This window comes from Microbacterium sp. Leaf151 (genome assembly GCF_001424225.1).
Classification (GTDB): Bacteria; Actinomycetota; Actinomycetes; order Actinomycetales; family Microbacteriaceae; genus Microbacterium.
This window is the reverse complement of the sequence record NZ_LMOR01000001.1, coordinates 441,900-462,909: the sequence shown is the minus strand read 5'-3', so window position 1 is coordinate 462,909 and position 21,010 is coordinate 441,900. Positions and strand designations below refer to the sequence as shown.

Here is a 21,010-nt window from a genome sequence, read left to right as displayed (position 1 = left end):
CGCGCATCCACCGCACCCGCGCCACCGCACTGAGGAGACCCCCATGCCCAACGGCCTCATCCACGACGACAGCCTGCGCGCGCACCCCGACGGGCTCGCCCTGCGCCTGACCATCCCCTGGTACCGCAGCCTCTGGTTGTCATCGGTGACGACCCTCGCCCTCACCGTCGACGGAGAGCAGGTGGATGCCGACGACCTCCGGGTCGCATTCGGTGACACCTCCTACCGGCTCGACGAACTGCCCGAACAGAGCGAACGGCTCTGGTTCCTGCAGGAGCACCCGCTGCTGATCGCGCGCCGCGCTACCCCGGTCGCCCTCGGCGAGACGCACGACGTCGTGCTGCACGGCGAGCTGCGCCTGCCCTACATGCAGATCGCGCCCGGCCAGGACGGCGGTCCCGGGATGTACGTGCCGAACGTCGTGCACGACGTGAAGACCCTCACCGTCGTCGACGCGGATGCCGGGACCCCCGCGCTCGTGTCGGACGTGACGCCGCCGTCCCCGGCGAGCGACGACGACCCGTTCCAGCTGGGTCTGACGCTGTACTCGGCGAGCGCCGAGTTCCGCGCGGGGTACTTCGACTTCGATGGTCTGCTCGACCGCGTCGCGGAGCTGGGGATCGGCCCCGGCATCGAGATCGTGGCATCCCAGATGGTGCCGACCTACCCGGTGGTCGGCGACGACTTCGTGCGCACGTGGCGGGCGGCCTTCGACCGGCACGGGTTCGTCGCGAGCTCGTTCGGCGCGAACCTCGACATGGGGCGGCGGCGCGATCGCGACATGACCCCCGACGAGGAGTTCGCGTTCTCGACGCTCATGTTCGAGGGGGCGAAGAAGCTGGGCTTCCCGCTCGTTCGCATCCAGAGCGCGAAGCCCGAGCTGCTGCGGCGGTTGCTCCCCCTCGCCGAAGACCTCGAGCTGAAGCTCGCCTACGAGATCCACGCGCCGATGGGGCCGAACGCGGAGCCCGTCCTGCGGGTCCGTGAGACGTACGCCGAGCTCGATTCGCCCCTGCTGGGCTTCGTGGCCGACTTCTCCTCGACCATGCACGCGATGTCGCCGACCCTGCTGCGTGCCGTGCGGCGCGCGGGCCTGGACGACGAGGCGGTAGCGAAGCTGCAGGAGATCTGGGCGACGGATGCCACGATGCGCGAGCGCCAGCAGGAGTTCCTCGGCTACCTGCGCGGCCGCGACTTCGACCCGGGTCGCCTGGGGTCGTTCGCGCACCTGGCCTTCAACATGCACGGCCACGTCGACCCGCGGGAGTGGGCCGACATCATGCCGCAGATCCTGCACGTGCACGCGAAGTTCTACGACATCGACGACAGCGGTCAGGAGCCGGCGATCGACTATCCCGAGCTCGTGCGCGTGTTCGTCGAGGGCGGGTACCGCGGCTTCTGGTCGAGCGAATGGGAGGGCCACGCCTTCGCCGAACTCGGCGAGGTCGACCCCCTGCTGCTCGTGCGCCGCCAGCACGACCTCATCCGGACGTCGATGCGGGCGGTGACGGCGGCCGTCTGAGCACACCGCGGGGTGCGGCGTGCGTGGGGGCTCGCCGCGCCCCGTCGGTGGGGCGACCCCGGCCGCGCGCAAAGTCAGCGATTCGCGCATCCTCAGCCGGAACGGCCGGGATGCCACGGAGGTTGTGCTCATCGCTGAGGGAGCGACCCGCGGCACGCGGCCGCGGGTCCGGGCGCCGGCTAGGCGGGGGCGTGCCCGGCGGCGATGACGCGGCCGGCCTCGGCGAACAGGCCGCGCATCCACTCGTGCTCAGGATCGCGGGTGTGCGAGGGATGCCACCACAGTGCACTCACGAGGGGCGTCGCGGCGAACGGCAGGGGCACGACCCGGATGCCGCCGATGCGCAGCAGGTGCGGGGCGAGGGCCGACTGCACGAGCCCGACGCGACGGGTTCCGCTGACGAAGTGTCCGACCGAGAGGAAGCTCTCGAGCACCACCTCGATGTGCGGTTCGACGCCGAGCTGCTGGATCTGACGGGCGGCCGAGGTGAAGGCCGACCGCGACTGGAACGTGAGCACCCACGGCATGTCGGCGAGGTTCTGCATCGTCAGCGCATCGCCGACGTCGCCGTTGTCGGCCGAGACGACCGCGAACCAGTCGTCCTGCCAGAGGTCGAGGTAGGGCAGCCCCGAGACGGGGCCGTGCGGGATGACCATGCCGTCGGCTGAGCGCAGCCGGTTCGTCGCGTCTTCGACGATGCCGGGGTTGTGCAGCATGTAGCGGAACCGCACGCCGGGCGCCCTCTCGGCGGCCAGTTGCGAGACGATCGTGCCGACGGTGACGAAGCCGTAGTCCGATCCGTAGATCGAGAACTCGCGGGTGGACTCCGCGGGCGACCACGACGCCTGGCTCTCGAACACGCGGCGGGCGGCTTCGAGCGCCGTCGTCGTGTGCTCGGTGAGTCGGACGGCGAACGGCGTCAGTTCGTAGGTGTTGCCGCGTCGGGCCAGGATCTGATCGTCGAAGTGGGTGCGCAGGCGCGCCAGCGATGCGCTGAGGGCGGGCTGGCTCAGGTGCAGCCGTTCCGCCGCGCGGGTGACGCTGCGCTCGGTGAGCAGGGCGTCGAGGGCGACCAGGAGGTTCAGGTCGAGGCGCGAGAGCGTCGCATGATCGGTCACCAAGTCGTGATCCTTCGCTCGGGGAAGCTGTGGGCCGATCGTATCAACCGCATCTATGCCCGGGCTAGGCCGCATATCCACGAGCGATGGGGCAGCGGCCGCCTCGCCTTATGCGCCACATCGTGAAGACTTATGTGCGTTTTCTACGCATCGCGCGGATACTGAGTCACACAGCACAGGCGCTCCCACCGAAGGGCTCGCCGACAACGTCGTCAGAAAGGCTGGCCATGACTCAGCATCGCCGCGTCACGCGGATCGCAGGTCTCCTCGCTCTTCCCGCCACCGCCGCTCTCGTCCTCGCCGGGTGCTCCGGCGGGGGAACGGGCGGCGCCGCGGAGGGCGATTCCGAATCGTTCACGTTCACCTTCGCCACCTCCAACAACCTCGAGAGCCCCTACGAGACGCTCGCCAAGGAGTACATGGCGGCGAACCCCGGTGTGACCATCACCACCAACCCCACGCCCAACGACAAGTACGGCGAGACCATCCGCACGCAGCTCCAGGCCGGCAACGCCTCCGACGTCGTGCAGACCACGCCCGGATCGGGCGACGCCCGCGGCCTCATCCCCCTCGCCGAGGCCGGCTTCCTCGAGCCCCTCGGCGACACGGCCACCTCGCTCGTGCCCTCCGGCAGCGAACCGCTGTTCGAGGTCGACGGCAAGACCTACGGTCAGCCCCTCGACTTCACCATCGCCGCCGTCGTCGCCAGCATGGGGACCGCCGGCATGAACGGCATCACCGAGTGGCCGACGACCATGGATGACTTCTACGCGGACTGCGCGGCCCTCGCGGGCCAGGGCAAATCGATGCTCGCCCTCGCCGGTGCCGCCGGTCCCAACGCGGGCCTGACCGCCCAGGGCATCGCCGCGACCCGCGTGTACGCCTCCGACCCCGAGTTCAACACCGAGCGCGCCGCGGGCGAGACGACCTTCGCCGACAGCGAGGGCTGGGCCGACGCGCTCCAGACCATCGTCGACCTGAAGGACGCCGGCTGCTTCCAGCCCGGTGCCGAGGGCGGCGGCTTCGACGCCATCACCAACGGCCTCGCGCAGGGCACCTCCGTCGGCAGCTTCATCCCGTCGGGCTCGGCGGTCGAGATCGCCACGGCGGCCCCGCCGGAGGCCGACTTCAAGGTGCAGCCCTTCCCGGCGGCCGACGGCGGCGAGCCCTACGTGCTGGCGAGCTCGAACTACACGATCTCCATCAACGCGAAGTCGACAAAGAAGGATGCCGCGACGAAGTTCGTCGACTGGCTGGCGACGCCCGAGGCGCAGCAGAAGTACTACGAGGCCTCGGGTCTGCTCCCCATCTCGGAGTACAAGAACCTCGACCTCAGCGACACGATCTACTCCGAGGTCGTCACCGACATCTCGAACGGTTCGTACACGACGCTGCCCAACAACGTCTGGCCCAACCCGGCCGTCTACGAGGCGCTGCAGGTGGGCGTCCAGGGTCTGCTGACCGGCCAGACCAGCATCGACCAGGTGCTTCAGAACATGGATTCGGCCTGGGGCAACTGACAGATTCCGCCGCCCGGGACGTCGAGACCCGGGCGGCGGAGCCGCACCCCGATCGAGGATGACGAGGATCTGATGAGCACCACCTTCCGAAGCGGCGACATCGCCGCCACCGAGACCGAACGCGTGGTCCTGCCCGGCCGCGGCGGTCGCCGCCGCCGCACCGCACCCGCACCGCGGCGAAAGGGTCTGCTGCAGTTCGGCTACTGGTGGTGGGCCCTTCCCGGGGTGCTCTTCGTCATCGGCATCCACTACGTCGCCACCAGCATCGGCGGCTTCTTCTCCTTCACGAACTGGACGGGCATCGGAGCCTTCGACCTCGTCGGGCTCGACAACTTCGTGCGCATCTTCCAGGACCCCACCAAGATCGGCGCCCTGTGGAACACCCTGTTCCTGGCGTTCGGCGCGGTGATCCTCAGCAACGTCTTGGGCCTCGGCGTGGCGCTGGGCCTGAATCGGGGGCTGAAGAGCCGCTACATCCTGCGGACCCTCTTCTTCATGCCGGTGGTGCTGAGCCCCCTGGCCACCTCCTACATCTGGAAGTTCATCTTCGACTACAACGGCCCGCTCAACATCGTGCTGCGGGGGATGGGCCTCGACTCGGTGGCGCGGGCCTGGATCGCCGACCCCACGTGGGCGATCTGGACGATCCTCGTCGTGCTGGTGTGGCAGAACATCGGCTTCGCGATGGTCATCTACATGGCGGGACTCGCGGCCGTGCCGGTCGAGATCGAGGAGGCCGCGGCGATCGACGGCGCGAACCTCCGCCAGCGCTTCTGGCACGTGACGCTTCCCTCGATCCGCCCCGCCGTCGCGATCGCGACCACCCTGGGTCTCGTCAACGGCCTGCGCGTGTTCGACCAGATCATGGCGCTCACCGGCGGAGGGCCCGCCGCGGCGACCGAGACCCTCGCCACGCAGGTCTACAAGCAGTCGTTCGCGCTCGGCAACTTCGGCTACGGCGCGGCGCTCGCGCTGCTGCTGACCCTCATCATCCTGGTCTTCGCCGTCGTGCAGCAGCGTCTGACCAACGGCCGCTCGGAGGAGAACTGACATGTTCCGCTACACCAAGCTCACGGGCCTGCGGGAATTCCTGTTCTGGATCGCCGCGCTCGTGTTCCTGCTCCCCTTCTACTTCCTCGTCACCACGTCGCTGAAGTCCGACCGCGAGGTCATCACGTCGTCGACGCTCGCGCCTCCCGCCGCCCCCGACTTCGGCAACTTCGTCAAGGTGCTCACCGCGACCGGTAACTCCAATGTCGTGATGGGCCTGGTCAACAGCACCATCATCACCGCGGGCAGCATCGTGCTCATGGTGCTGCTGGGCTCCCTCACCGGCTACGTCATCGCCCGCAGCACGCGGCGCTGGAGCCGCGTGGTGTACTACCTGTTCCTCGTCGCCATCGTGCTGCCGACCCAGCTGGGCACTGTCCCGCTCTACATCGGTGCCCGTGCGCTCGGCCTCACCGGATCGGCGTGGGGCATGATCATCCTCTACACCGGCATGCTGCTGCCGCTGTCGATCTTCCTGTACGCGGGTTTCTTCCGCGGGCTCGGCACCGAGTACGAGGAGGCCGCGACCATCGACGGCGCGAGCCGCACGCAGATCTTCTTCCGCATCGTCCTGCCGCTGATGTCGCCGGCGACGGGAACCGTTGCGATCCTCGCCGGACTCATCGTCTGGAACGACTTCTTCACATCGCTGATCTTCCTCGGCGGATCGGCGAACCAGACCCTGCCGGTGGCCATGTACTACTACATCGGCTCCCTCGTGTCGGCCTGGAACCAGATCTTCGCGATCGTCATCGTCTCGATGATCCCGATCCTCGCCTTCTACCTCTTCGCCCAGAAGCGCTTCATCCAGGGCTTCGCCGGCGGCTTGAAGGGCTGACGCCTTCTCATCACGGAGGCCGGACCACCGGCCTCCCGGGCTGAGCCCACCCCGATGGATGCCGCGGAGCGCGGCATCCGCGGATCGTCGCGCCCCCCACCCCTCGAAAGGACACCTCGTGTACCAGCTCGCCCCCAACATCGAACTCCTCTTCTCCGAAGCCGGCGACTACCACGACCGCGTGCGCGCAGCGGCGGCGGCGGGCTTCGACGCCGTGGAGATGTGGGGTCCGACCGGCGTCGACGCACCCGCGACGCCGAAGGACCTCCCCGCCCTCAAGGCGGCGCTGCAGGAGACCGGCGTGCAGCTCACCGCGCAGCTGGCTGAGCCCCGCACGCAGTTCATGATCCCGCCGTGGGATCACTCGGAGTTCTTCCGCAAGCTGGACGAGGGCGTCGAGATCGCCCGCGACCTCGACTGCCCGCGCCTGGTCGTGGGAAGCGGCACGGGCTTCGGCGGGTGGAAGCGCCAGGTGCAGCTCGACAAGCTCGTCGAGATCTACCAGAAGGCGATCGCGCAGATCGACGGGTCGGGGATCGGTCTCGTGCTCGAGCCGGTCAACGTGCGCGTTGACCACCCCGGTTCGCTGCTCGACCGCACGGCCGAGGCCGTCTACGTCGCCCGGGGCGTCGCCTCGCCGCAGTTCGGGGTGCTGTACGACATCTACCACTCGGCCGTCGAGGGTGAGGACATGGAGGCCGAGCTGGCCGGCGCCGGCGATCTCATCCACTACGTGCAGCTGGCCGACGCCCCCGGCCGCGGAGAGCCCGGGACGGGTGAGCTCGATTGGACCGAGCGCTTCCGCCTGCTGCGTGACGCCGGCTACGACGGCCCGGTGGGCCTGGAGTACTACCCGACCACCGCGTCGGAGGCCTCGGTCGCCCACGTCGTCGAGATCGCACGCGCCGCATGAACGCCCGGCGGTACCCGCACTCGGTCGACGTCGTCATCGTCGGTAGCGGCCCCACGGGTGCGGCCTACGCGCGCATCCTCTCGGAGCGTGCGCCCGGCGCGACCATCGCGATGTTCGAGGTCGGCCCGACGGTGTCGGACCCTCCCGGCGCGCACGTGAAGAACATCGCCGACCCCGCCGAGCGCGCCCGCGCGCAGATGGCGTCGGAGGGCCCCGGCGAGCGGGGCGCGAAGGTCGCCAACCCGGGCGCGGCGAAGGCGGGGGTGCGCGGGGCGCGCCCCGGCACCTTCCTGCTCGAGGACGGGTACGCCTTCGACGGCGAAGACGGGATGCCGGTCGCGGCGATGTCGAGCAACGTCGGCGGCATGTCGGCGCACTGGACGGGCGCATGCCCGCGTCCGAACGACAGCGAGCGCATCACCTTCCTGCCCGACCTCGACGAGCTGCTCGCCGAGGGGGAGCGACTGCTCGGGGTGCGCACCGACGCGTTCGACGGCGCGCCCTTCGGGGCGATCGTGCGCGAGCGACTGTCGGCCGCCGTCGACGAGGGTCGAATCGAGGCGACCCGGGTGCAACGGATGCCGTTGGCCGCCCACCGTCGCGACGACGGCCGTCTGGTGTGGTCGGGGTCCGACGTGGTGCTCGGCGACGTGACGCGCGACAATCCCGGGTTCTCGCTGATCGACGAATCCCTCGTGACAGCGGTCCTGCGCGACGCGGGCCGCGCCGCGGGTGTCCGCGTGCGCGACCTGCGCTCAGGCGGAGAGCACGAGGTCGCGGCCCGATTCGTGGTGGTCGCCGCCGACGCGCTGCGCACCCCGCAACTGTTGTGGGCGTCGGGCGTGCGTTCCCCCGCGCTCGGTCGCTACCTGAACGACCAGGCGCAGATCGTCTTCGCGGCGCGTCTGCGCGACATGCCGCCCCTCGACGCCGATGCGCCCGCGACGGGTCTGGCCGAGTACAGCGGCGTGAGCTGGGTGCCGTTCACCGAGGGAATGCCCTTCCACGGTCAGATCATGCAGCTGGACGCCTCGCCCATCCCGCTCGCCGAGGACGATCCCGTCGTGCCCGGCTCGATCGTGGGGCTCGGTCTCTTCTGCGCGAAGGACCTGCAGGCCGACGACCGTGTCGCCTTCGACGACGAGCACGTCGACGGCTACGGGATGCCGGCCCCGCGCATCCACTACACGTTCACCGCCCGCGACCACGCGGTCATGGAGCGGGCGCGGCAGGAGATCGTGCGCCTCGGTGAGGCGGTCGGCGATCCGCTCGACAGTCGTCCGTTCACCCTGCCGCCGGGGTCGTCGCTGCATTACCAGGGCTCGACCCGGATGGGTGTCGTCGACGACGGGACGAGCGTGTGCGACGTCGACAGCGAGGTGTGGGGCGTCCCGGATCTCTTCGTCGCCGGCAACGGGGTCATCCCGACCTCGACCGCGTGCAATCCCACGCTGACGTCGGTCGCACTGGCGGTGCGGGGGGCGCGGAAGATTGCGGCGGTGCTGTCGCGGGAGCAGGTCGCCACCGAATCCATAGCGGTCTGATTCTTGCTTATGCAGGAAAAAGACATTAGTGTGTAGGAATCAAGACAAAGAGGTCTGCGGCTGAGGCCGCACCGACGAGGAGGTCATCGTGATCCCGGATCGCATCATCGAGCAGGGGACGCTCACCGCCCACGGCGGACGCGCGTCGGTGGAGGTGCGCCTGCCCTGGTACCGGGCGCTGCCGGCATCCTGCATCTCAGGGGCGAAGCTGACCGTCGACGGCGTCGAGGCGCCCGCCGACTCCCTGCGCTGGGGCATGAACGGCGAGGAGCTCACCTTCGCCGAGATGAAGACGAACATCGAGCAGTGGTGGTTCCCCACCGACTCGGCGGTGCTGTCGGGAGAGGTCCCGGTGGATGCCGGGGAGCACGAGGTGCGCGTCGACCTCGAGCTCTACATCCCGTACATCATCATCGCCGACGACCAGGTGCTGCACATCGAGGAGCACGACACCAAGAAGATGACCGTCCGCCAGGTCGAGGAGGCCCGCGCATGACCCTTCGACAGGCTCAGGGACCGGACAAAGGAACGCCCATCCAGGGCGTCACCCTCTACAGCTTCACCCGCGCCTTCCACGGCCGCGAGTACGACCTCGACCAGTTGATCCGCAAGACCGCGGCCGAGGGCTTCGGACCGGGACTGGAGATCATCGGATTCTCGAGCTTCCGCGGCTTCCCCGACATCGACGACCACTTCGCCGGACACTTCAACGACCTGGTCGACGAGGTCGGGCTCGTGCGCACCTCGCTCGCGGTCAACGCCGACATCGGCCTGCGTCCCGACAAGCTGATGGACCAGGACGAGCTCCTCGCGTACATGCGCAAGCAGATCGCGGCGGCGGCGAAACTCGGCTTCCCCATCGCCCGCGTGCAGATCTCGATCACGCCCGATTCGATGGAGGCCCTGGCCCCCATCGCCGAGGAGTACGGCGTCACGCTCGCCCTCGAGGTGCACGCCGATCAGTACGCCTCCCACCCGCGCATCCTGGCGCTGCGCGATCGCTACGACAAGGTCGGCTCGCCCTTCCTCGGCTTCACGATGGACTGGGGCGCGACGGTCTCGGGCTTCGCCCCCTCGCTCATCGAGGCCTACCGCCGTCGCGGCGCGTCGGAGGAACTGCTGGCCGCCGTCGTGCGGCTGTGGGACGACTTCTACGAGCAGGGCCCGCCCGCCGACCAGGCCGATCACGGTCAGCGCTTCGGCCGCTTCATCGGCCTCGCGCACCAGCACGGCCGCCCCGACCTCGGCATCGACTTCGGCATCAACGGCACGGGCCTGTTCGGTCCGGCGCGCGTGGACGACTGGCTCGAGATCATGCCGTGGGTCAAGCACGTGCACGGCAAGTTCTTCGGCATCGACGAGAACGGGAACGAGCCCTCGGTGCCCGTCGCCGACCTCATCACGCTGCTCGTCGAGAACGGCTACAGCGGCGCCGTCTCGAGCGAGTACGAGGGCTGGCACTGGAACCACTGGCAGAGCCCCTTCGAGATCATCCGCGGAGAGCAGGCCATCCAGCGCACGGCGGCCGAGGCCGCCGGATCCCGAATGATCACGGATGCAGCGAGCGCACGCCGCGCTCTGAACACCCACCTCGCGCACGCCGTGCGCGCCTGACCCTTCGACAAGCTCAGGGACCCCCTTCGACAAGCTCAGGGACCCCGCGGCCGAGGTGGCTGAGCCCGTCGAAGCCACCGGGACCACTTCCACACACAAGACCCAAGGACCGAAATGACGAACGACACCGGCATCGCCGGAACCGGCATCAAGCTCGGCACCACGCTCTACTCGATGACGAGCGAGTTCGCCGCCGGCCTCTACACCCCCGAGACCCTCATCAAAGAGGTGCACGACCAGGGCATAGGCCCGGGTGTGGAGTTCAACTTCGCGCAGCTGCTGCGCTCGTACCCCGATGTCGACGCGGAGTTCGTGAAGCTCTGGTTCGACTCGCTCGAGAAGTACGGTCTCGAGGCCAGCGCCGTCGGGACCAACCTCGACATGGGCCGCCTCAAGAGCCGCGACATGACGCTCGACGAGGAGCACGACTTCCTCGCCCGTCAGCTCAAGGCCGCGCACACCCTCGGCTTCAAGAAGATCGTCATCCGCTCGCACGGCAAGGAACTGCTGCGCAGCCTCCTCCCGCTCGCCGAGAAGTACGACCAGAAGCTCGGCTACGAGATTCACGCGCCGTCGGGTCCGAACGACCCCAAGGTGCTCGAGATGCGCGAGATGTACGACGAGCTGCAGTCGGACCGCCTCGGCTTCACCGCCGACTTCTCGTCGACCATGCACTCGCTCTCGCCCACCTTGCTGCGCACTCTCGGGCAGATGGGCATGGACGAGAAGCACTTCCCGGTCATGGAGGAGATCTGGCACGAGCCGACCCCGATGCACGAGCGCAACCAGAAGTTCGAGGACTACCTGTCGGGTGAGGGCGTCGACTTCCTGCGCTTCGGGCCCTTCACGCGTCTCGCGTTCAACATGCACGGTCTCGTCGCTCCCGAGGAGTGGCTCGACATCATGCCGCAGATCTTCCACGTGCACGCGAAGTTCTACGACATCGGCGCCGACGGCGAAGAGCCCGCCATGGACATCCCGCGCATCGTGAAGCAGTTCGTGATCGGCGGCTACGAGGGCTACCTCTCCAGCGAGTGGGAGGGCCACGCCTTCAGCGACCTCGGTGAGAGCGACCCCGTCGACCTCGTCAAGAAACAGCACGCGCTCATGCGTCAGGCGATCGAGGACACGGTCGCCCAGCGCGCCGAGACGACCGGGGCGGCGCGATGAGCACGCCCGTGACGGCAGCGGCATCCGTCTCCGACCTCGTCGCCGAGGTCGCACGCCTGCGCGAACAGGTCGAGGCCGCGCACGCCCTCGCGCAGCGCGCCGAGGACCGCGGGCAGGTCGAGAACCTCTTCAACCGCTACATGTACCTGCACAACGCCTTCGAAGACGAGCAGATCATCCCGTTGTGGGTGAAGGAGGGCACGGAGGGGATTCGCGCCCGCTACACCAACGCCGGGCAGTACACGACGTGGCAGAGCGTCACCGACTACCACCGCGGCCGCCCGCACCCCGAGGGCAAGCTCATCCTGCACGCCACCACCACCCCGGTGATCGAGGTCGCCGCCGACGGCGAGACGGCCAAGGGCGTCTGGATGATGGCCGGCACCGAGTCGGGGCTGACCGACCCGAGGGTCGCCGAGGCCTTCCCCGACATGTACTCGCCCGACGAGGTGCTCGGCAAGAAGGTCTGGGCGCACTGGGTCTGGTGCAAGTACGCCATCGACTTCCGCAAGCAGGACGGCGAGTGGAGGTTCTGGAAGTTCCGCTGCTACGAGCTCGCCCGCGCCCCGTTCGAAGAGAACTGGGTGAGCTTCGGCGTGAAGAACCAGGGCGCCTTCGACCTCGACCTCATGTACTTCGGCGACGACGGCAAGCCCGTCTTCATGCCGCCGGCCGACGAGCCGGTGCCCTCGAAGAACCACCCCTACAGCCCCGAGACCACGCAGAAGCTCGAGCCCGTGCCGCCCGTGCCGCACGACCGCTTCACCGACACCTTCGCCTAGGAGCCATCATGGCCACTCACAACTCCCTCTTCGCCGAGAAGGACGTCCGTCGCACCGACGACGGTCTCGCGGTCTCGGTGCAGCTGCCCTGGTACCGGAGCCTTTGGCTGTCGGCCGTCGACGACGTCGCCGTCACCGTGAACGGCGCCACCGTGCCGAAGGACGACATCCGCTTCTCGCTCGAGGGGCGCGAGTACCGCGTCGAGGAACTGCCCGAGCAGTCCGAGACGCTGTGGTTTGTCGCCGATCGCCCCGACGTGCTGATCCATCTCGACGCCCCGCCCGCCGCCGGCGAGACGATCACCGTCGAGGTCGTGCTGACCATGCGCCTGCTCTACATGCAGATCATGCCCGGCGCCGACGGCGGACCCGGTCGCTACGTCACGAACCGCGTGCCGGTCGAGCGCGAACTGGTCCTGGCATGACCACTGCCCGGCCGCTGCGCGTGGCCATGATCGGCTACGGCTTCATGGGAGCCGCCCACTCCGTGGGGTGGCGCCAGGCTCCGCGCATGTTCGACCTGCCGCGCGCGGTCGAGATGACCGTCGTGGTCGGTCGGAACGCGGATGCCGTGGCCGCGGCCGCCGGAAAATGGGGCTGGGCCGAGTCGGCCACCGACTGGCGCGAGATCGTCGCGCGCGACGACATCGACATCGTCGACATCGTCACGCCGGGCGAATCGCACGCCGAGATCGCGATCGCCGCCCTCGAGGCCGGTAAGCACGTGCTCTGCGAGAAGCCGTTGGCCAACACCGTGGCCGAGGCCGAGGCGATGGCCGAGGCCGCCGAACGCGCCCGCGCGCGTGGCATCCGTTCGATGGTGGGGTTCACCTATCGCCGTGTGCCGGCCGTCACGCTGCTGCGCGACATGATCGCCGAGGGTGCCGTCGGCACCGTGCAGCAGGTGCGCGCGGCGTACCGGCAGGACTGGCTCGTCGATCCCGAGATGCCGCTCATGTGGCGTCTGCAGAAGGAGCACGCCGGTTCCGGGGCGCTCGGCGACATCGGTGCGCACATCATCGACATGACGCAGTTCGTCACCGGTCTCGGCGTCGAGCGGGTCTCGGGCACGGTCGACACGATCGTCACGGAGCGTCCGCTGCCGAGCGACGGGTCGATGGGCCTGGCCAAGGCCGCCGGTGCGTCCGAGAAGGGCGCCGTCACGGTCGACGACGTCGCGATCTTCACCGGCCGCCTCGCCAACGGCGCCCTCGCGTCGTTCGAGGCCACGCGTTTCGCCACCGGCCGCAAGAACGCGCTCACCATCGAGGTGTCGGGTGACCGCGGCGCGCTCGCGTTCGACCTCGAAGATCTCAACAGCCTGCGTTTCTACGACCGCACCGCTCCCGAGGGGCGCCAGGGCTTCACCCAGGTGCTCGTCACCGAGCCGCAGCATCCGTACGTCTCGGCGTGGTGGCCCGCCGGCCACATGCTCGGCTACGAGCACGGCTTCACCCACCAGGTCGTCGACCTCGTCGGCGCGATCGACGCCGGCACCAACCCGCACCCCTCGTTCGAAGAGGGCCTGCGCGTGCAGCGCGTGCTCGACGCCGTCGAACGCAGCAGCGCCGCCGAGTCCGCGTGGACGCGCGTGGGCGCCCCCGTTCCCGCACTCTGAGAAGGATCACCGTCATGGCCCGCCCCATCACCCTGTTCACCGGCCAGTGGGCCGACCTGCCCTTCGAAGAGGTGGCGCGCCTCGCCGGGGAGTGGGGCTATGACGGCCTCGAGATCGCCTGCTGGGGCGACCACATCGACGTTTCCCGGTGGGACGACGACGCCTACGTGCAGTCGCGACTCGACGTGCTCGAGAAGAACGGTCTGAAGGTCTGGGCCATCTCCAACCACCTCGTCGGCCAGGCCGTCTGCGACGACCCCATCGACGAGCGGCACCACGACATCGTGCCCTCCCGCGTGTGGGGAGACGGGGATGCCGAGGGCGTGCGCAGCCGCGCGGCCGAAGAGCTCAAGGACACCGCGCGGTTCGCCGCGAAGCTCGGGGTGAAGACCGTGACCGGCTTCACCGGGTCGAGCATCTGGAAGTACGTCGCGATGTTCCCGCCCGCCTCCGACGCCATGATCGCGCGGGGGTATGCGGACTTCGCTGCCCGTTGGCATCCGATCCTCGACGTCTTCGAGGAGGTCGGCGTGCGCTTCGCGCTCGAGGTGCACCCCTCCGAGATCGCGTACGACTACTGGACGGCGAAGAAGACCCTCGAGGCCATCGGCCACCGCCCGAGTTTCGGCTTCAACTTCGACCCGTCGCACTTCGTCTGGCAGCAGCTCGACTCGGTCGCGTTCGTGCTCGACTTCGCCGACCACATCTTCCACGTGCACTGCAAGGAATCCACGACGAACCTCGACGGACGCAACGGCGTGCTCGGCTCGCACCTGTCGTGGGACAACCCCCGCCGCGGGTGGACCTTCGTCTCCACCGGCCATGGAGATGTGCCGTGGGAGCCGCTCTTCCGCGCGCTCAACGCCATCGGCTACGACGGCCCGACGAGCGTGGAGTGGGAGGACGCCGGGATGGACCGCCTGATCGGGGGTCCCGAGGCCCTCGCCTTCGTGCGCAAGCTCGGCGAGATCACGCCTCCCCACCAGCTCTTCGACGCCGCCTTCTCCCGCAAGGACTGACATGACCGACGTTCTGAACGTGCTCATCCTCTCGGGGCACATGACCATCGAGCACGACAACGCCCACCGGAGCTTCCGCCTGCACAACCAATGGATCACGACGCTGCTGGAGGACACGGGACGCTTCACCGTCCGCGTGGTGGAAGACCCGCGGGGCCTCCCGGCGAGCGTCATCGACAAGTACGACGTGCTCATCGTCATCTTCGAGGGCCGCGACGGCTACCACGACATGGCGACCGGTTTCGGGGCCGAGACGGATGCCGCGATCCTGCGGTTCGTGCACGACGAGGGCAAGGGCATCGTGTGGTTCCACGGCTCCGCCGCGCAGGAGGACCGCTGGGGCTACCCCGAGGAGTACAACGTCATGCGCGGAGCCAAGCTCAGCGCGTGGGAGACGGGCCTGCGCCCCCGGCCGTGGGGCGAGGCGCAGCTGCACACGACCGAGCCGCGGCATCCGATCACCGAGGGCATCAACGCCACGTGGACGGTGACCGGCGACGACATCCTCGTCGGTGTGCAGATGTACGAGGGCGCGCAGGTGCTGCTGACGACCTTCGACGACCTCGAGGCGTACGAGAGGGCACCGATCTGGCCCATGCCGCACTACCCGGTCGACATCCCGGAGGGCGGCATCGCGGCGCTCCCCGGCATCAACACCGAACAGCCGCTCGCCTGGATCAACGAGTACGGCTCGGGCCGTTCGTTCACGATCACGATCGGCCACGACATCGACACGTTCCGCCGCATCGAGTTCATCCGCCTGTTCCCTCGTGGCGTCGAGTGGGCGGCGACCGGCGAGGTCTCGCTGACGGGGCCCGACCGTCGCGGCGACCGCCGCATCAACCCCTGGCCGTACTACAACGGCGAGGGGTAACGCGCTTCCACCCCGGCCGCTGCCCGCGACACGGGCATGCCATGGCAACTGTGTACACAATGACGTTTGTTGCTATGATGGGTACATGGACACCGTCACGACCGAGCTCTCCACGCGTGAGCTTCGCAGCCAGCTCTCCGACGTTCTCGGTCGTGCGATGTACGCCGGTGAACGCATTGGCGTGACGCGCAACGGCAAGCTCGCAGCCGTCGTTGTCAGTGTCGCCGATATCGAGGCCCTCGAAGAGTTCGAGATGGCTCAAGACGTTGCCGCTTATCGTCAGGCGAAGAACGACGACGACGGTGCCCGCATAACGCTCGATGAGCTGCGGGCCGATCTCGCTTCGTGACCTACCGCGTCGAATTCACCACGGCAGCCGCTCGCCAGATCAAAAAACTGCCGCGGCCCGCGCGTGACCGGGTGGTGGAAGCGATCGGCGGCCTCCGGGACGACCCCCGTCCGACCGGTGCGAAGAAGCTGGTGGGCGAGCAAAGCGCCTGGCGTGTCCGTGTCGGCGACTACCGGGTGATCTACGACGTGCTCGACGGCGAACTGATCGTCACGGTCGTCCGGGCCGGGCACCGTCGAGAGGTCTACGACCGCTGAACAGCCGTCATCCGGCCTCGAGCGACGCTTCATGCCAGGTGGTGTAGCCGTCGGAACGGGGAAGACGGAAGGCAGCGCCATCGTCGGCGGCTCACGCGCCGGCCAGCGCCTCGCGCGCGACCGCCAGGTGCCGCTCCGTCATCTGCCACGGGTCGTCGTCGAGCCACTCCTGCCCGCCCCACTCGCTGCAGAGCGTGCCGGTGAAGCCCGCGGTGCGCAGGGCCGCCCCCACGTCGCGGATCGGTCGGGTGACCCGGCCGTCGGCGTCGTCGAGGTCCCAGAACTTCAGGTGCGCCGCTCCGATCAGGGGGAGGACGGATGCCAGATCGTCGATGCCCGAGCGACCGAAGCGCACGAGCAGGTTCATGTACAGCGTGTGCACCGGCCCCGGCACCCCGCCCGTGCGCAGCAGGTCGACGACGGCGTCCTGGGTCGCCGGGTCGCGCCACTCGTCGCGGAGGCGCCGCAGGAGATCCGCGGGGATGCCGCCGCGCTCGAGTTGGTCGAGGTAGGTCACCGGGAGCGCGGGCATGAGCATGCTGATGTCGAGCAGCAGGCGCACGCGCGGAGTGTCGAGCTCGCCGATGCGGTCGTAGGCCGCCGCGCGCGCCGCGGGCGTCTCGTGGCCCTGGGCCTCCTCGTAGAGCACGATGTCGAGTTCCTCCAGCAGGGGGAGGATCTCATCGAGCAGCGCGCCGGCCTGACCGATCGGCAGGCGTACGCCCGCCGCTCCGGCGGAGGCCGCCGCGCGCAGCTGCGGTTCGAGGAACGCCCGGCGATCGGCATCCGTCCGCCGTCGACCGCGGTCGAACTCGTCGATGCTGACGCCCACGATGCTGACCCGACCGCCCGCCGCGGCGAGGTCGTCGCGGAACACCTCGACGGGGCCGGCCGGCGGGGCCGGAAAACCGCGCCACATCTGCCCCAGCTCGATCTCGATGGCGCGTGCGGTGCCGCGCTCGACCAGCGAGAGCGCCAGGTCGGGAGCGCTCCGCTCGGCGCGGATCACCTCGGGGGTGAGGTTGAAGGCGCTGGCAGAGAGCGTCCAGCCCGCGGGGAGGCTCACGCTGCGCTCCGGACATCTTGCGAGACGCCCGCGGCCGCCGCGCCCACCCCGAGCGTCCGGTGGAACGAGAACGGCAGGCGCAGGGGCTGGTCGGGCCCGCCGGGCAGGTAGGGGATCTCGAGCCGGAACGACACCTCCACCTCGTGGATGCCGGGGGTCACGGCATCCGGGATCTCCAGCACCACTCGATCCTGCAGGTACCACCAGGTGTCCTCGGCGGCGAGCTCGGCGGGGGCCACCCGCCGCGAGTCGATGAGGACGAGGGGCTCGTGCCGTCGTCCGTCGAGGTGCACGACGGGCTCGAGCAGGCTCGCCAACGGGAGCGAGCGGATCCACGGCAGCGAGAGGCGCACCTCGGTGGCGGTGGAGGTGGCGGTGACGCGCAGGGCGTCGTCGCGCAGGGCGGAGAGAGTCATGGCGGGCACGTCCTCGTGTCACAGCGCACCCCACGGCGCGCTTCCGCTCACAACCTATCGACTAATGTCTAAATAGGAAGAAGTCAACCGCTCAGGCCGTGCACCGCGGCCACCGTGGGTCGACCCTCGCTGAACCAGCGCGGCAGGCTCACCTCGAACAACTGCTCCTGCGCGAGGTCGACGCCCCCGCGCACCGGCTCGCGGGTGTCGTTCTCGCTCGTCTTGATGACGAGGTCGCGCGTGGCCAGCGGCAGCGACAGCTCGTAGACGCGGTGGCGGATCTCGGCCAGGAACAGCTCCCCGGCCGACGCGATCGCTCCACCGATGACGATCACGCTGGGGTTGAACATGTTGACCAGCGCGGCCACGGCCTCGCCGACCTGACGCGCACCGGCTCGCACGAGCGAGATGGCGAGGGGGTCGCCGCGCTCGGCGGAGCGGGCGATGTCTTCGGGGGTCAGGTCTCTTCCGGATGCCACGATCTCGGCGAGCGCTCCCGTTGCGCCGCCCCCGATCGCGGCGCGCGCGTCGCGCACGAGCGCCCACCCCCCGGCGACGGCCTCGAGGCAGCCGGTCTTGCCGCAGCGGCAGATCTGCGTCGCGCCGGGCACCCGGACGTGGCCCATGTCGCCCGCGGCGCCGTTCGCGCCGCGATGAAGGCGTCCGCGTGAGACGAGTCCCGCGCCGATCCCCGTGCCGACCTTGCAGTAGATGAGGTCGACGCCCTCGTCGCGGCGGCGGGCGCGCTCGCCGGCCGCGAGGAGGTTCACGTCGTTGTCGACCCAGACGGGGGCGTCGTAGCGCTGCTCGAACGCGGTCCGCACGTCGTACCCGTTCCACCCGGGCATGATCGGCGGGGCGACCGGACGACCGGTGTCGAAGTCGACGGGCCCGGGCAGTCCCACCACGATCGCCCACACGGGACTGCCGTCGCCGGCGGCGAGCAGGTCGTCGACCATCGCGGTGGCGGCGTCGAGGGTCTCTTCGGGTCCGCGCGCGATGTCCCACGCGCGGTGGGCCTCGTCGAGGATCTCCCCGTCGAGGTCGGTGACACCGACGTGCACGTGCAGTCCCCCGAGTGCGCACACGACGATGCGCCCCTGCTCGGAGCGGAAGCGCAGCGTGCGGGGTGCGCGTCCACCCGACGACGGGGCGTATTCGGCGTCCTCGAGGAAGCCCATCTCGACGGCGCGGTCGACGCGCTGGGCGACGACCCCGCGTCCGAGCCCGGTGACGCGGCCGATCTCGGGGCGCGTGACGGCCTCGCCGAGGCGAACCATGTTGACGATGCGCAGCAGGCTCGTGACTTCGTCGGTCTGCGCGCCGAAGCGGAGGGTGGACACGTTGGCCATGCGTTGATCTTCACACAAGAGCGCGCTTCCCCTGACGGAATCGTCTGGTCTATGGTTCATTAGTTCCTGACTTCAGTGCATTTCGCGCTGAAGTGGGCGAGGGGGCCGGGATGACGTGGGGCGTGGGCATCATCGGATCGGGGCCGGGCGTTGCGGCGCTGCACGCGCCCACGCTCGCGCGCACGGACGGCGACTTCCGCCTGGTGCACGTCAGCGACGCCGGGAGCGCTCGGGCCGCGGTGATCGCGGAACGCTTCGGCGCCCGTGCATCGGCCGGGGTCGAGACGCTCCTCGCCGACCCGGACGTCGACGTCGTCGCCGTCTGCAGCCCGCCGCCGCTGCACGCCGAGCACGTGCGCGCGAGCCTGGCAGCGGGGCGGCGGGCGATCTTCTGCGAGAAACCGCTGGCCGACACTGCCGAGGAGGCCGAACGCCTCGTCGCCGAGTGCGCCGCGGTCGGAGCGCTTCTGGTCGTTGGCACGAACCACCTCTTCGACCCCGCCTGGGCGCGGGCCACGCACCACCTCAGCGCCCTGGACGGCCGCATCTCGGCCGTGACGGTGACGCTGTGCCTCTCGCCGAACGACCGGTACCACGCGCTCACGATGGGGGAGCCGCTTCCCCCCGGTGCGGCCCCGAAGAGGCCGCCGCTCGACCTCGACGACCCCGTGCAGAGCGCCGCCCTGGTGCGTCAGCTCGTCGCGGGACTCGGCGTGCACGACCTCCCGCTCGTGCGCGACCTCGTCCCCTCCGCCCCCGAGCTGGTCTGGGCGCGGGCGGTGGCCCCGATCGGGTTCGACCTGGCGCTGCGGGCGAACGACGCCCTGGTGCGCTTCACGGCGGTGATGCTGCCGGAGGGGGCCGATTCGTTGTGGCGCGTCACCGTCTCCACGGCGAGCGCGCGCATAGAGGTGGAGTTCCCGCCGCCCTTCGTGCACGTGGGCGGCGCCCGCACCACCGTCCGAGACGCGGCGGGGGTGCAGACGATCTACCCGATCGACCGGCACGACGGGTACGAGAGGGAGTGGCGGGCGCTCGCGGCCCTGCTGCGCGGCGAGGCGGCGATGGAGTACGACGAGCTCCGGGCGGACGCGGCTTTCGTGACGGCGATCGCCGATGCCGCGGCCGCGGCGGTCAGGTCGGGGGTAGCGCGATGACCGTGCGGGGTGTGCAGACCGATGCGGCCGCGTATCGGGCCGCGGTGGCGGAGCTCGCGCCGCGAGTGCGGCTGGGCGCGGGCCCCGGGGCCGTGCGGGTGATCGACGGCCGCGGCGCCTGGTGGGAGCGCCTCGAGGGTGCCGCCGGCTACGTCATCGACGAGCCCGACCCCGTCTCGCCCGAGGTGCACGCTCTTCTCGGTGCCCTCGACGCGCCGGTCGTGGTGATGCGCCGCCGCGTTCGCCCCGACATCGTCGACGATGCGCGGGGCGAACCCGTCGAGCCGCGGCACGTCGTGGTCGACGCCTGGGGTGGGCGGACCGACGCCGCCGCCCTTCTCCGCGACGCGGTGGGATGGGCGCGGGTGCTCGCCTCCGGCCCGCTGTCGATCGTCACGCGGGTCGATACGGCGGCGGCGACCGCGATCGCCCTGCGGGGACCGGGTGGGGTCGGCGCGAGCGTCACCCGCACGGTCGGGGGCGGAGTGGGCGGCGCGCTCGCCGCCACCGCTCTCGGGGCGCGCCGCGTCGAGGTGCGCGTGGACTCCGCATCGCCGCTGTGCGAGGTGGCGTTCGACGACGAGGACGGGCGGCGGATCCGACCCGTCCGGCGTGAGTCGCCCGAACGCCTCGCCCTGCGACGGATCCTGGAGGCGTTGCGCGTGGGCGCCGAGCCGACGGACCTGGCGGACCTCGCACGAGACGACGGGATCGTCTACGCGGGCGGATAAGTCACGCCGATGTTCGGCATCCACAGGATCGGGTTCCCTGATATCCACTTAGGTCGGATAGTGGAAGAAGAGTCGGAACGACCCGATTCACCGAAAGGAT

General features: G+C 69.7%; 22 protein-coding genes. 18 read left to right on the top strand and 4 right to left on the bottom strand.

Annotated features, from left to right (window positions below; all coding sequences use genetic code 11):
• Positions 1 to 43 precede the first annotated feature (43 nt).
• The gene (locus tag ASF76_RS02015; RefSeq protein ID WP_055952178.1) at positions 44 to 1,522 is read left to right on the top strand and encodes a C-glycoside deglycosidase beta subunit domain-containing protein; all 1,479 of its coding nucleotides are present in this window, start codon (positions 44 to 46) and stop codon (positions 1,520 to 1,522) included.
• A 179-nt stretch (positions 1,523 to 1,701) separates the two neighbouring features.
• Here ASF76_RS02015 and ASF76_RS02010 read toward each other — a convergent pair whose 3' ends face one another.
• A complete protein-coding gene (locus ASF76_RS02010; protein ID WP_055952175.1) occupies positions 1,702 to 2,640 on the bottom strand; it encodes a LysR family transcriptional regulator in 939 nt (312 codons plus the stop codon).
• Between the two features lie 227 nt (positions 2,641 to 2,867).
• On the opposite strand from ASF76_RS02010, the gene ASF76_RS02005 reads away from it, so the two are divergent.
• The 15 genes from ASF76_RS02005 (at position 2,868) to ASF76_RS01935 (ending at position 16,188) form a co-directional block, all read left to right on the top strand.
• Entirely contained in the window at positions 2,868 to 4,160 is a 1,293-nt protein-coding gene (locus ASF76_RS02005) for an ABC transporter substrate-binding protein (RefSeq protein ID WP_055952171.1), read from the top strand.
• A gap of 72 nt (positions 4,161 to 4,232) precedes the next feature.
• Positions 4,233 to 5,210 carry a carbohydrate ABC transporter permease gene (locus ASF76_RS02000; RefSeq protein ID WP_082484794.1) on the top strand — a complete coding sequence of 326 codons (978 nt, stop codon included), beginning with the start codon at positions 4,233 to 4,235 and terminating at the stop codon, positions 5,208 to 5,210.
• Between the two features lies 1 nt (position 5,211).
• Complete coding sequence (locus ASF76_RS01995) at positions 5,212 to 6,048, top strand: carbohydrate ABC transporter permease (protein WP_055952168.1); 837 nt, start codon at positions 5,212 to 5,214, stop codon at positions 6,046 to 6,048.
• A gap of 118 nt (positions 6,049 to 6,166) precedes the next feature.
• Positions 6,167 to 6,961: a TIM barrel protein gene (locus ASF76_RS01990; protein ID WP_055952165.1), complete on the top strand. Its 795-nt coding sequence runs from the start codon at positions 6,167 to 6,169 to the stop codon at positions 6,959 to 6,961.
• Positions 6,958 to 8,505: a GMC oxidoreductase gene (locus ASF76_RS01985; protein WP_055952163.1), complete on the top strand. Its 1,548-nt coding sequence runs from the start codon at positions 6,958 to 6,960 to the stop codon at positions 8,503 to 8,505. Before ASF76_RS01990 ends, ASF76_RS01985 begins: the two co-directional genes overlap by 4 nt.
• A gap of 88 nt (positions 8,506 to 8,593) precedes the next feature.
• Complete coding sequence (locus ASF76_RS01980; protein ID WP_055952160.1) at positions 8,594 to 9,001, top strand: C-glycoside deglycosidase beta subunit domain-containing protein; 408 nt, start codon at positions 8,594 to 8,596, stop codon at positions 8,999 to 9,001.
• Positions 8,998 to 10,119 (top strand): sugar phosphate isomerase/epimerase family protein, encoded by a 1,122-nt coding sequence (locus tag ASF76_RS01975; protein WP_055952157.1) that lies wholly within the window; start codon positions 8,998 to 9,000, stop codon positions 10,117 to 10,119. The genes ASF76_RS01980 and ASF76_RS01975 overlap by 4 nt, the downstream gene beginning before the upstream one ends.
• Positions 10,120 to 10,233: 114 nt before the next feature.
• Positions 10,234 to 11,289, top strand: coding sequence for a sugar phosphate isomerase/epimerase family protein (locus ASF76_RS01970; RefSeq protein WP_055952154.1), 1,056 nt, complete (start codon positions 10,234 to 10,236; stop codon positions 11,287 to 11,289).
• Entirely contained in the window at positions 11,286 to 12,071 is a 786-nt protein-coding gene (locus tag ASF76_RS01965; RefSeq protein WP_055952151.1) for a nuclear transport factor 2 family protein, read from the top strand. The genes ASF76_RS01970 and ASF76_RS01965 overlap by 4 nt, the downstream gene beginning before the upstream one ends.
• An 8-nt stretch (positions 12,072 to 12,079) precedes the next feature.
• The gene (locus ASF76_RS01960; protein ID WP_055952148.1) at positions 12,080 to 12,496 is read left to right on the top strand and encodes a C-glycoside deglycosidase beta subunit domain-containing protein; all 417 of its coding nucleotides are present in this window, start codon (positions 12,080 to 12,082) and stop codon (positions 12,494 to 12,496) included.
• The gene (locus ASF76_RS01955) at positions 12,493 to 13,689 is read left to right on the top strand and encodes a Gfo/Idh/MocA family protein (RefSeq protein WP_156459079.1); all 1,197 of its coding nucleotides are present in this window, start codon (positions 12,493 to 12,495) and stop codon (positions 13,687 to 13,689) included. Before ASF76_RS01960 ends, ASF76_RS01955 begins: the two co-directional genes overlap by 4 nt.
• A 14-nt stretch (positions 13,690 to 13,703) precedes the next feature.
• Positions 13,704 to 14,708, top strand: a complete 1,005-nt coding sequence (locus ASF76_RS01950) for a sugar phosphate isomerase/epimerase family protein (RefSeq protein WP_055952145.1) — start codon at positions 13,704 to 13,706, stop codon at positions 14,706 to 14,708.
• Position 14,709: 1 nt separating this feature from the next.
• On the top strand, positions 14,710 to 15,582 hold the full coding sequence (locus ASF76_RS01945; RefSeq protein ID WP_055952141.1) for a ThuA domain-containing protein: 873 nt from the start codon (positions 14,710 to 14,712) through the stop codon (positions 15,580 to 15,582).
• 85 nt (positions 15,583 to 15,667) lie between these two features.
• The gene (locus tag ASF76_RS01940; RefSeq protein WP_055952139.1) at positions 15,668 to 15,931 is read left to right on the top strand and encodes a type II toxin-antitoxin system Phd/YefM family antitoxin; all 264 of its coding nucleotides are present in this window, start codon (positions 15,668 to 15,670) and stop codon (positions 15,929 to 15,931) included.
• On the top strand, positions 15,928 to 16,188 hold the full coding sequence (locus tag ASF76_RS01935; RefSeq protein WP_055952136.1) for a type II toxin-antitoxin system RelE family toxin: 261 nt from the start codon (positions 15,928 to 15,930) through the stop codon (positions 16,186 to 16,188). Before ASF76_RS01940 ends, ASF76_RS01935 begins: the two co-directional genes overlap by 4 nt.
• A gap of 91 nt (positions 16,189 to 16,279) precedes the next feature.
• Here ASF76_RS01935 and ASF76_RS01930 read toward each other — a convergent pair whose 3' ends face one another.
• The 3 genes from ASF76_RS01930 to ASF76_RS01920 all read right to left on the bottom strand — a co-directional run bounded on the left by ASF76_RS01930 (position 16,280) and on the right by ASF76_RS01920 (position 19,022).
• The gene (locus ASF76_RS01930; RefSeq protein WP_055952133.1) at positions 16,280 to 17,254 is read right to left on the bottom strand and encodes a hypothetical protein; all 975 of its coding nucleotides are present in this window, start codon (positions 17,252 to 17,254) and stop codon (positions 16,280 to 16,282) included.
• On the bottom strand, positions 17,251 to 17,670 hold the full coding sequence (locus ASF76_RS01925) for a hypothetical protein (protein ID WP_055952131.1): 420 nt from the start codon (positions 17,668 to 17,670) through the stop codon (positions 17,251 to 17,253). The genes ASF76_RS01930 and ASF76_RS01925 overlap by 4 nt, the downstream gene beginning before the upstream one ends.
• An 83-nt stretch (positions 17,671 to 17,753) precedes the next feature.
• Positions 17,754 to 19,022 (bottom strand): ROK family protein, encoded by a 1,269-nt coding sequence (locus ASF76_RS01920; protein WP_055952127.1) that lies wholly within the window; start codon positions 19,020 to 19,022, stop codon positions 17,754 to 17,756.
• Positions 19,023 to 19,132: 110 nt separating this feature from the next.
• On the opposite strand from ASF76_RS01920, the gene ASF76_RS01915 reads away from it, so the two are divergent.
• Both ASF76_RS01915 and ASF76_RS01910 read left to right on the top strand, forming a co-directional pair.
• The gene (locus tag ASF76_RS01915) at positions 19,133 to 20,179 is read left to right on the top strand and encodes a Gfo/Idh/MocA family protein (protein ID WP_055952124.1); all 1,047 of its coding nucleotides are present in this window, start codon (positions 19,133 to 19,135) and stop codon (positions 20,177 to 20,179) included.
• Complete coding sequence (locus ASF76_RS01910; RefSeq protein WP_055952121.1) at positions 20,176 to 20,910, top strand: hypothetical protein; 735 nt, start codon at positions 20,176 to 20,178, stop codon at positions 20,908 to 20,910. Before ASF76_RS01915 ends, ASF76_RS01910 begins: the two co-directional genes overlap by 4 nt.
• Positions 20,911 to 21,010 lie beyond the last annotated feature (100 nt).

Bases quoted from the DNA above. Each gene is read 5' to 3' on its own strand.
- ASF76_RS02015 (WP_055952178.1), top strand. From the start codon at position 44: ATGCCCAACGGCCTCATCCACGACGACAGCCTGCGCGCGCACCCCGAC.
- ASF76_RS02005 (WP_055952171.1), top strand. From the start codon at position 2,868: ATGACTCAGCATCGCCGCGTCACGCGGATCGCAGGTCTCCTCGCTCTT.
- ASF76_RS02000 (WP_082484794.1), top strand. From the start codon at position 4,233: ATGAGCACCACCTTCCGAAGCGGCGACATCGCCGCCACCGAGACCGAA.
- ASF76_RS01995 (WP_055952168.1), top strand. From the start codon at position 5,212: ATGTTCCGCTACACCAAGCTCACGGGCCTGCGGGAATTCCTGTTCTGG.
- ASF76_RS01985 (WP_055952163.1), top strand. From the start codon at position 6,958: ATGAACGCCCGGCGGTACCCGCACTCGGTCGACGTCGTCATCGTCGGT.
- ASF76_RS01975 (WP_055952157.1), top strand. From the start codon at position 8,998: ATGACCCTTCGACAGGCTCAGGGACCGGACAAAGGAACGCCCATCCAG.
- ASF76_RS01970 (WP_055952154.1), top strand. From the start codon at position 10,234: ATGACGAACGACACCGGCATCGCCGGAACCGGCATCAAGCTCGGCACC.
- ASF76_RS01965 (WP_055952151.1), top strand. From the start codon at position 11,286: ATGAGCACGCCCGTGACGGCAGCGGCATCCGTCTCCGACCTCGTCGCC.
- ASF76_RS01960 (WP_055952148.1), top strand. From the start codon at position 12,080: ATGGCCACTCACAACTCCCTCTTCGCCGAGAAGGACGTCCGTCGCACC.
- ASF76_RS01955 (WP_156459079.1), top strand. From the start codon at position 12,493: ATGACCACTGCCCGGCCGCTGCGCGTGGCCATGATCGGCTACGGCTTC.
- ASF76_RS01950 (WP_055952145.1), top strand. From the start codon at position 13,704: ATGGCCCGCCCCATCACCCTGTTCACCGGCCAGTGGGCCGACCTGCCC.
- ASF76_RS01945 (WP_055952141.1), top strand. From the start codon at position 14,710: ATGACCGACGTTCTGAACGTGCTCATCCTCTCGGGGCACATGACCATC.
- ASF76_RS01940 (WP_055952139.1), top strand. From the start codon at position 15,668: ATGGACACCGTCACGACCGAGCTCTCCACGCGTGAGCTTCGCAGCCAG.
- ASF76_RS01925 (WP_055952131.1), bottom strand. From the start codon at position 17,670: ATGACTCTCTCCGCCCTGCGCGACGACGCCCTGCGCGTCACCGCCACC.
- ASF76_RS01920 (WP_055952127.1), bottom strand. From the start codon at position 19,022: ATGGCCAACGTGTCCACCCTCCGCTTCGGCGCGCAGACCGACGAAGTC.
- ASF76_RS01915 (WP_055952124.1), top strand. From the start codon at position 19,133: ATGACGTGGGGCGTGGGCATCATCGGATCGGGGCCGGGCGTTGCGGCG.
- ASF76_RS01910 (WP_055952121.1), top strand. From the start codon at position 20,176: ATGACCGTGCGGGGTGTGCAGACCGATGCGGCCGCGTATCGGGCCGCG.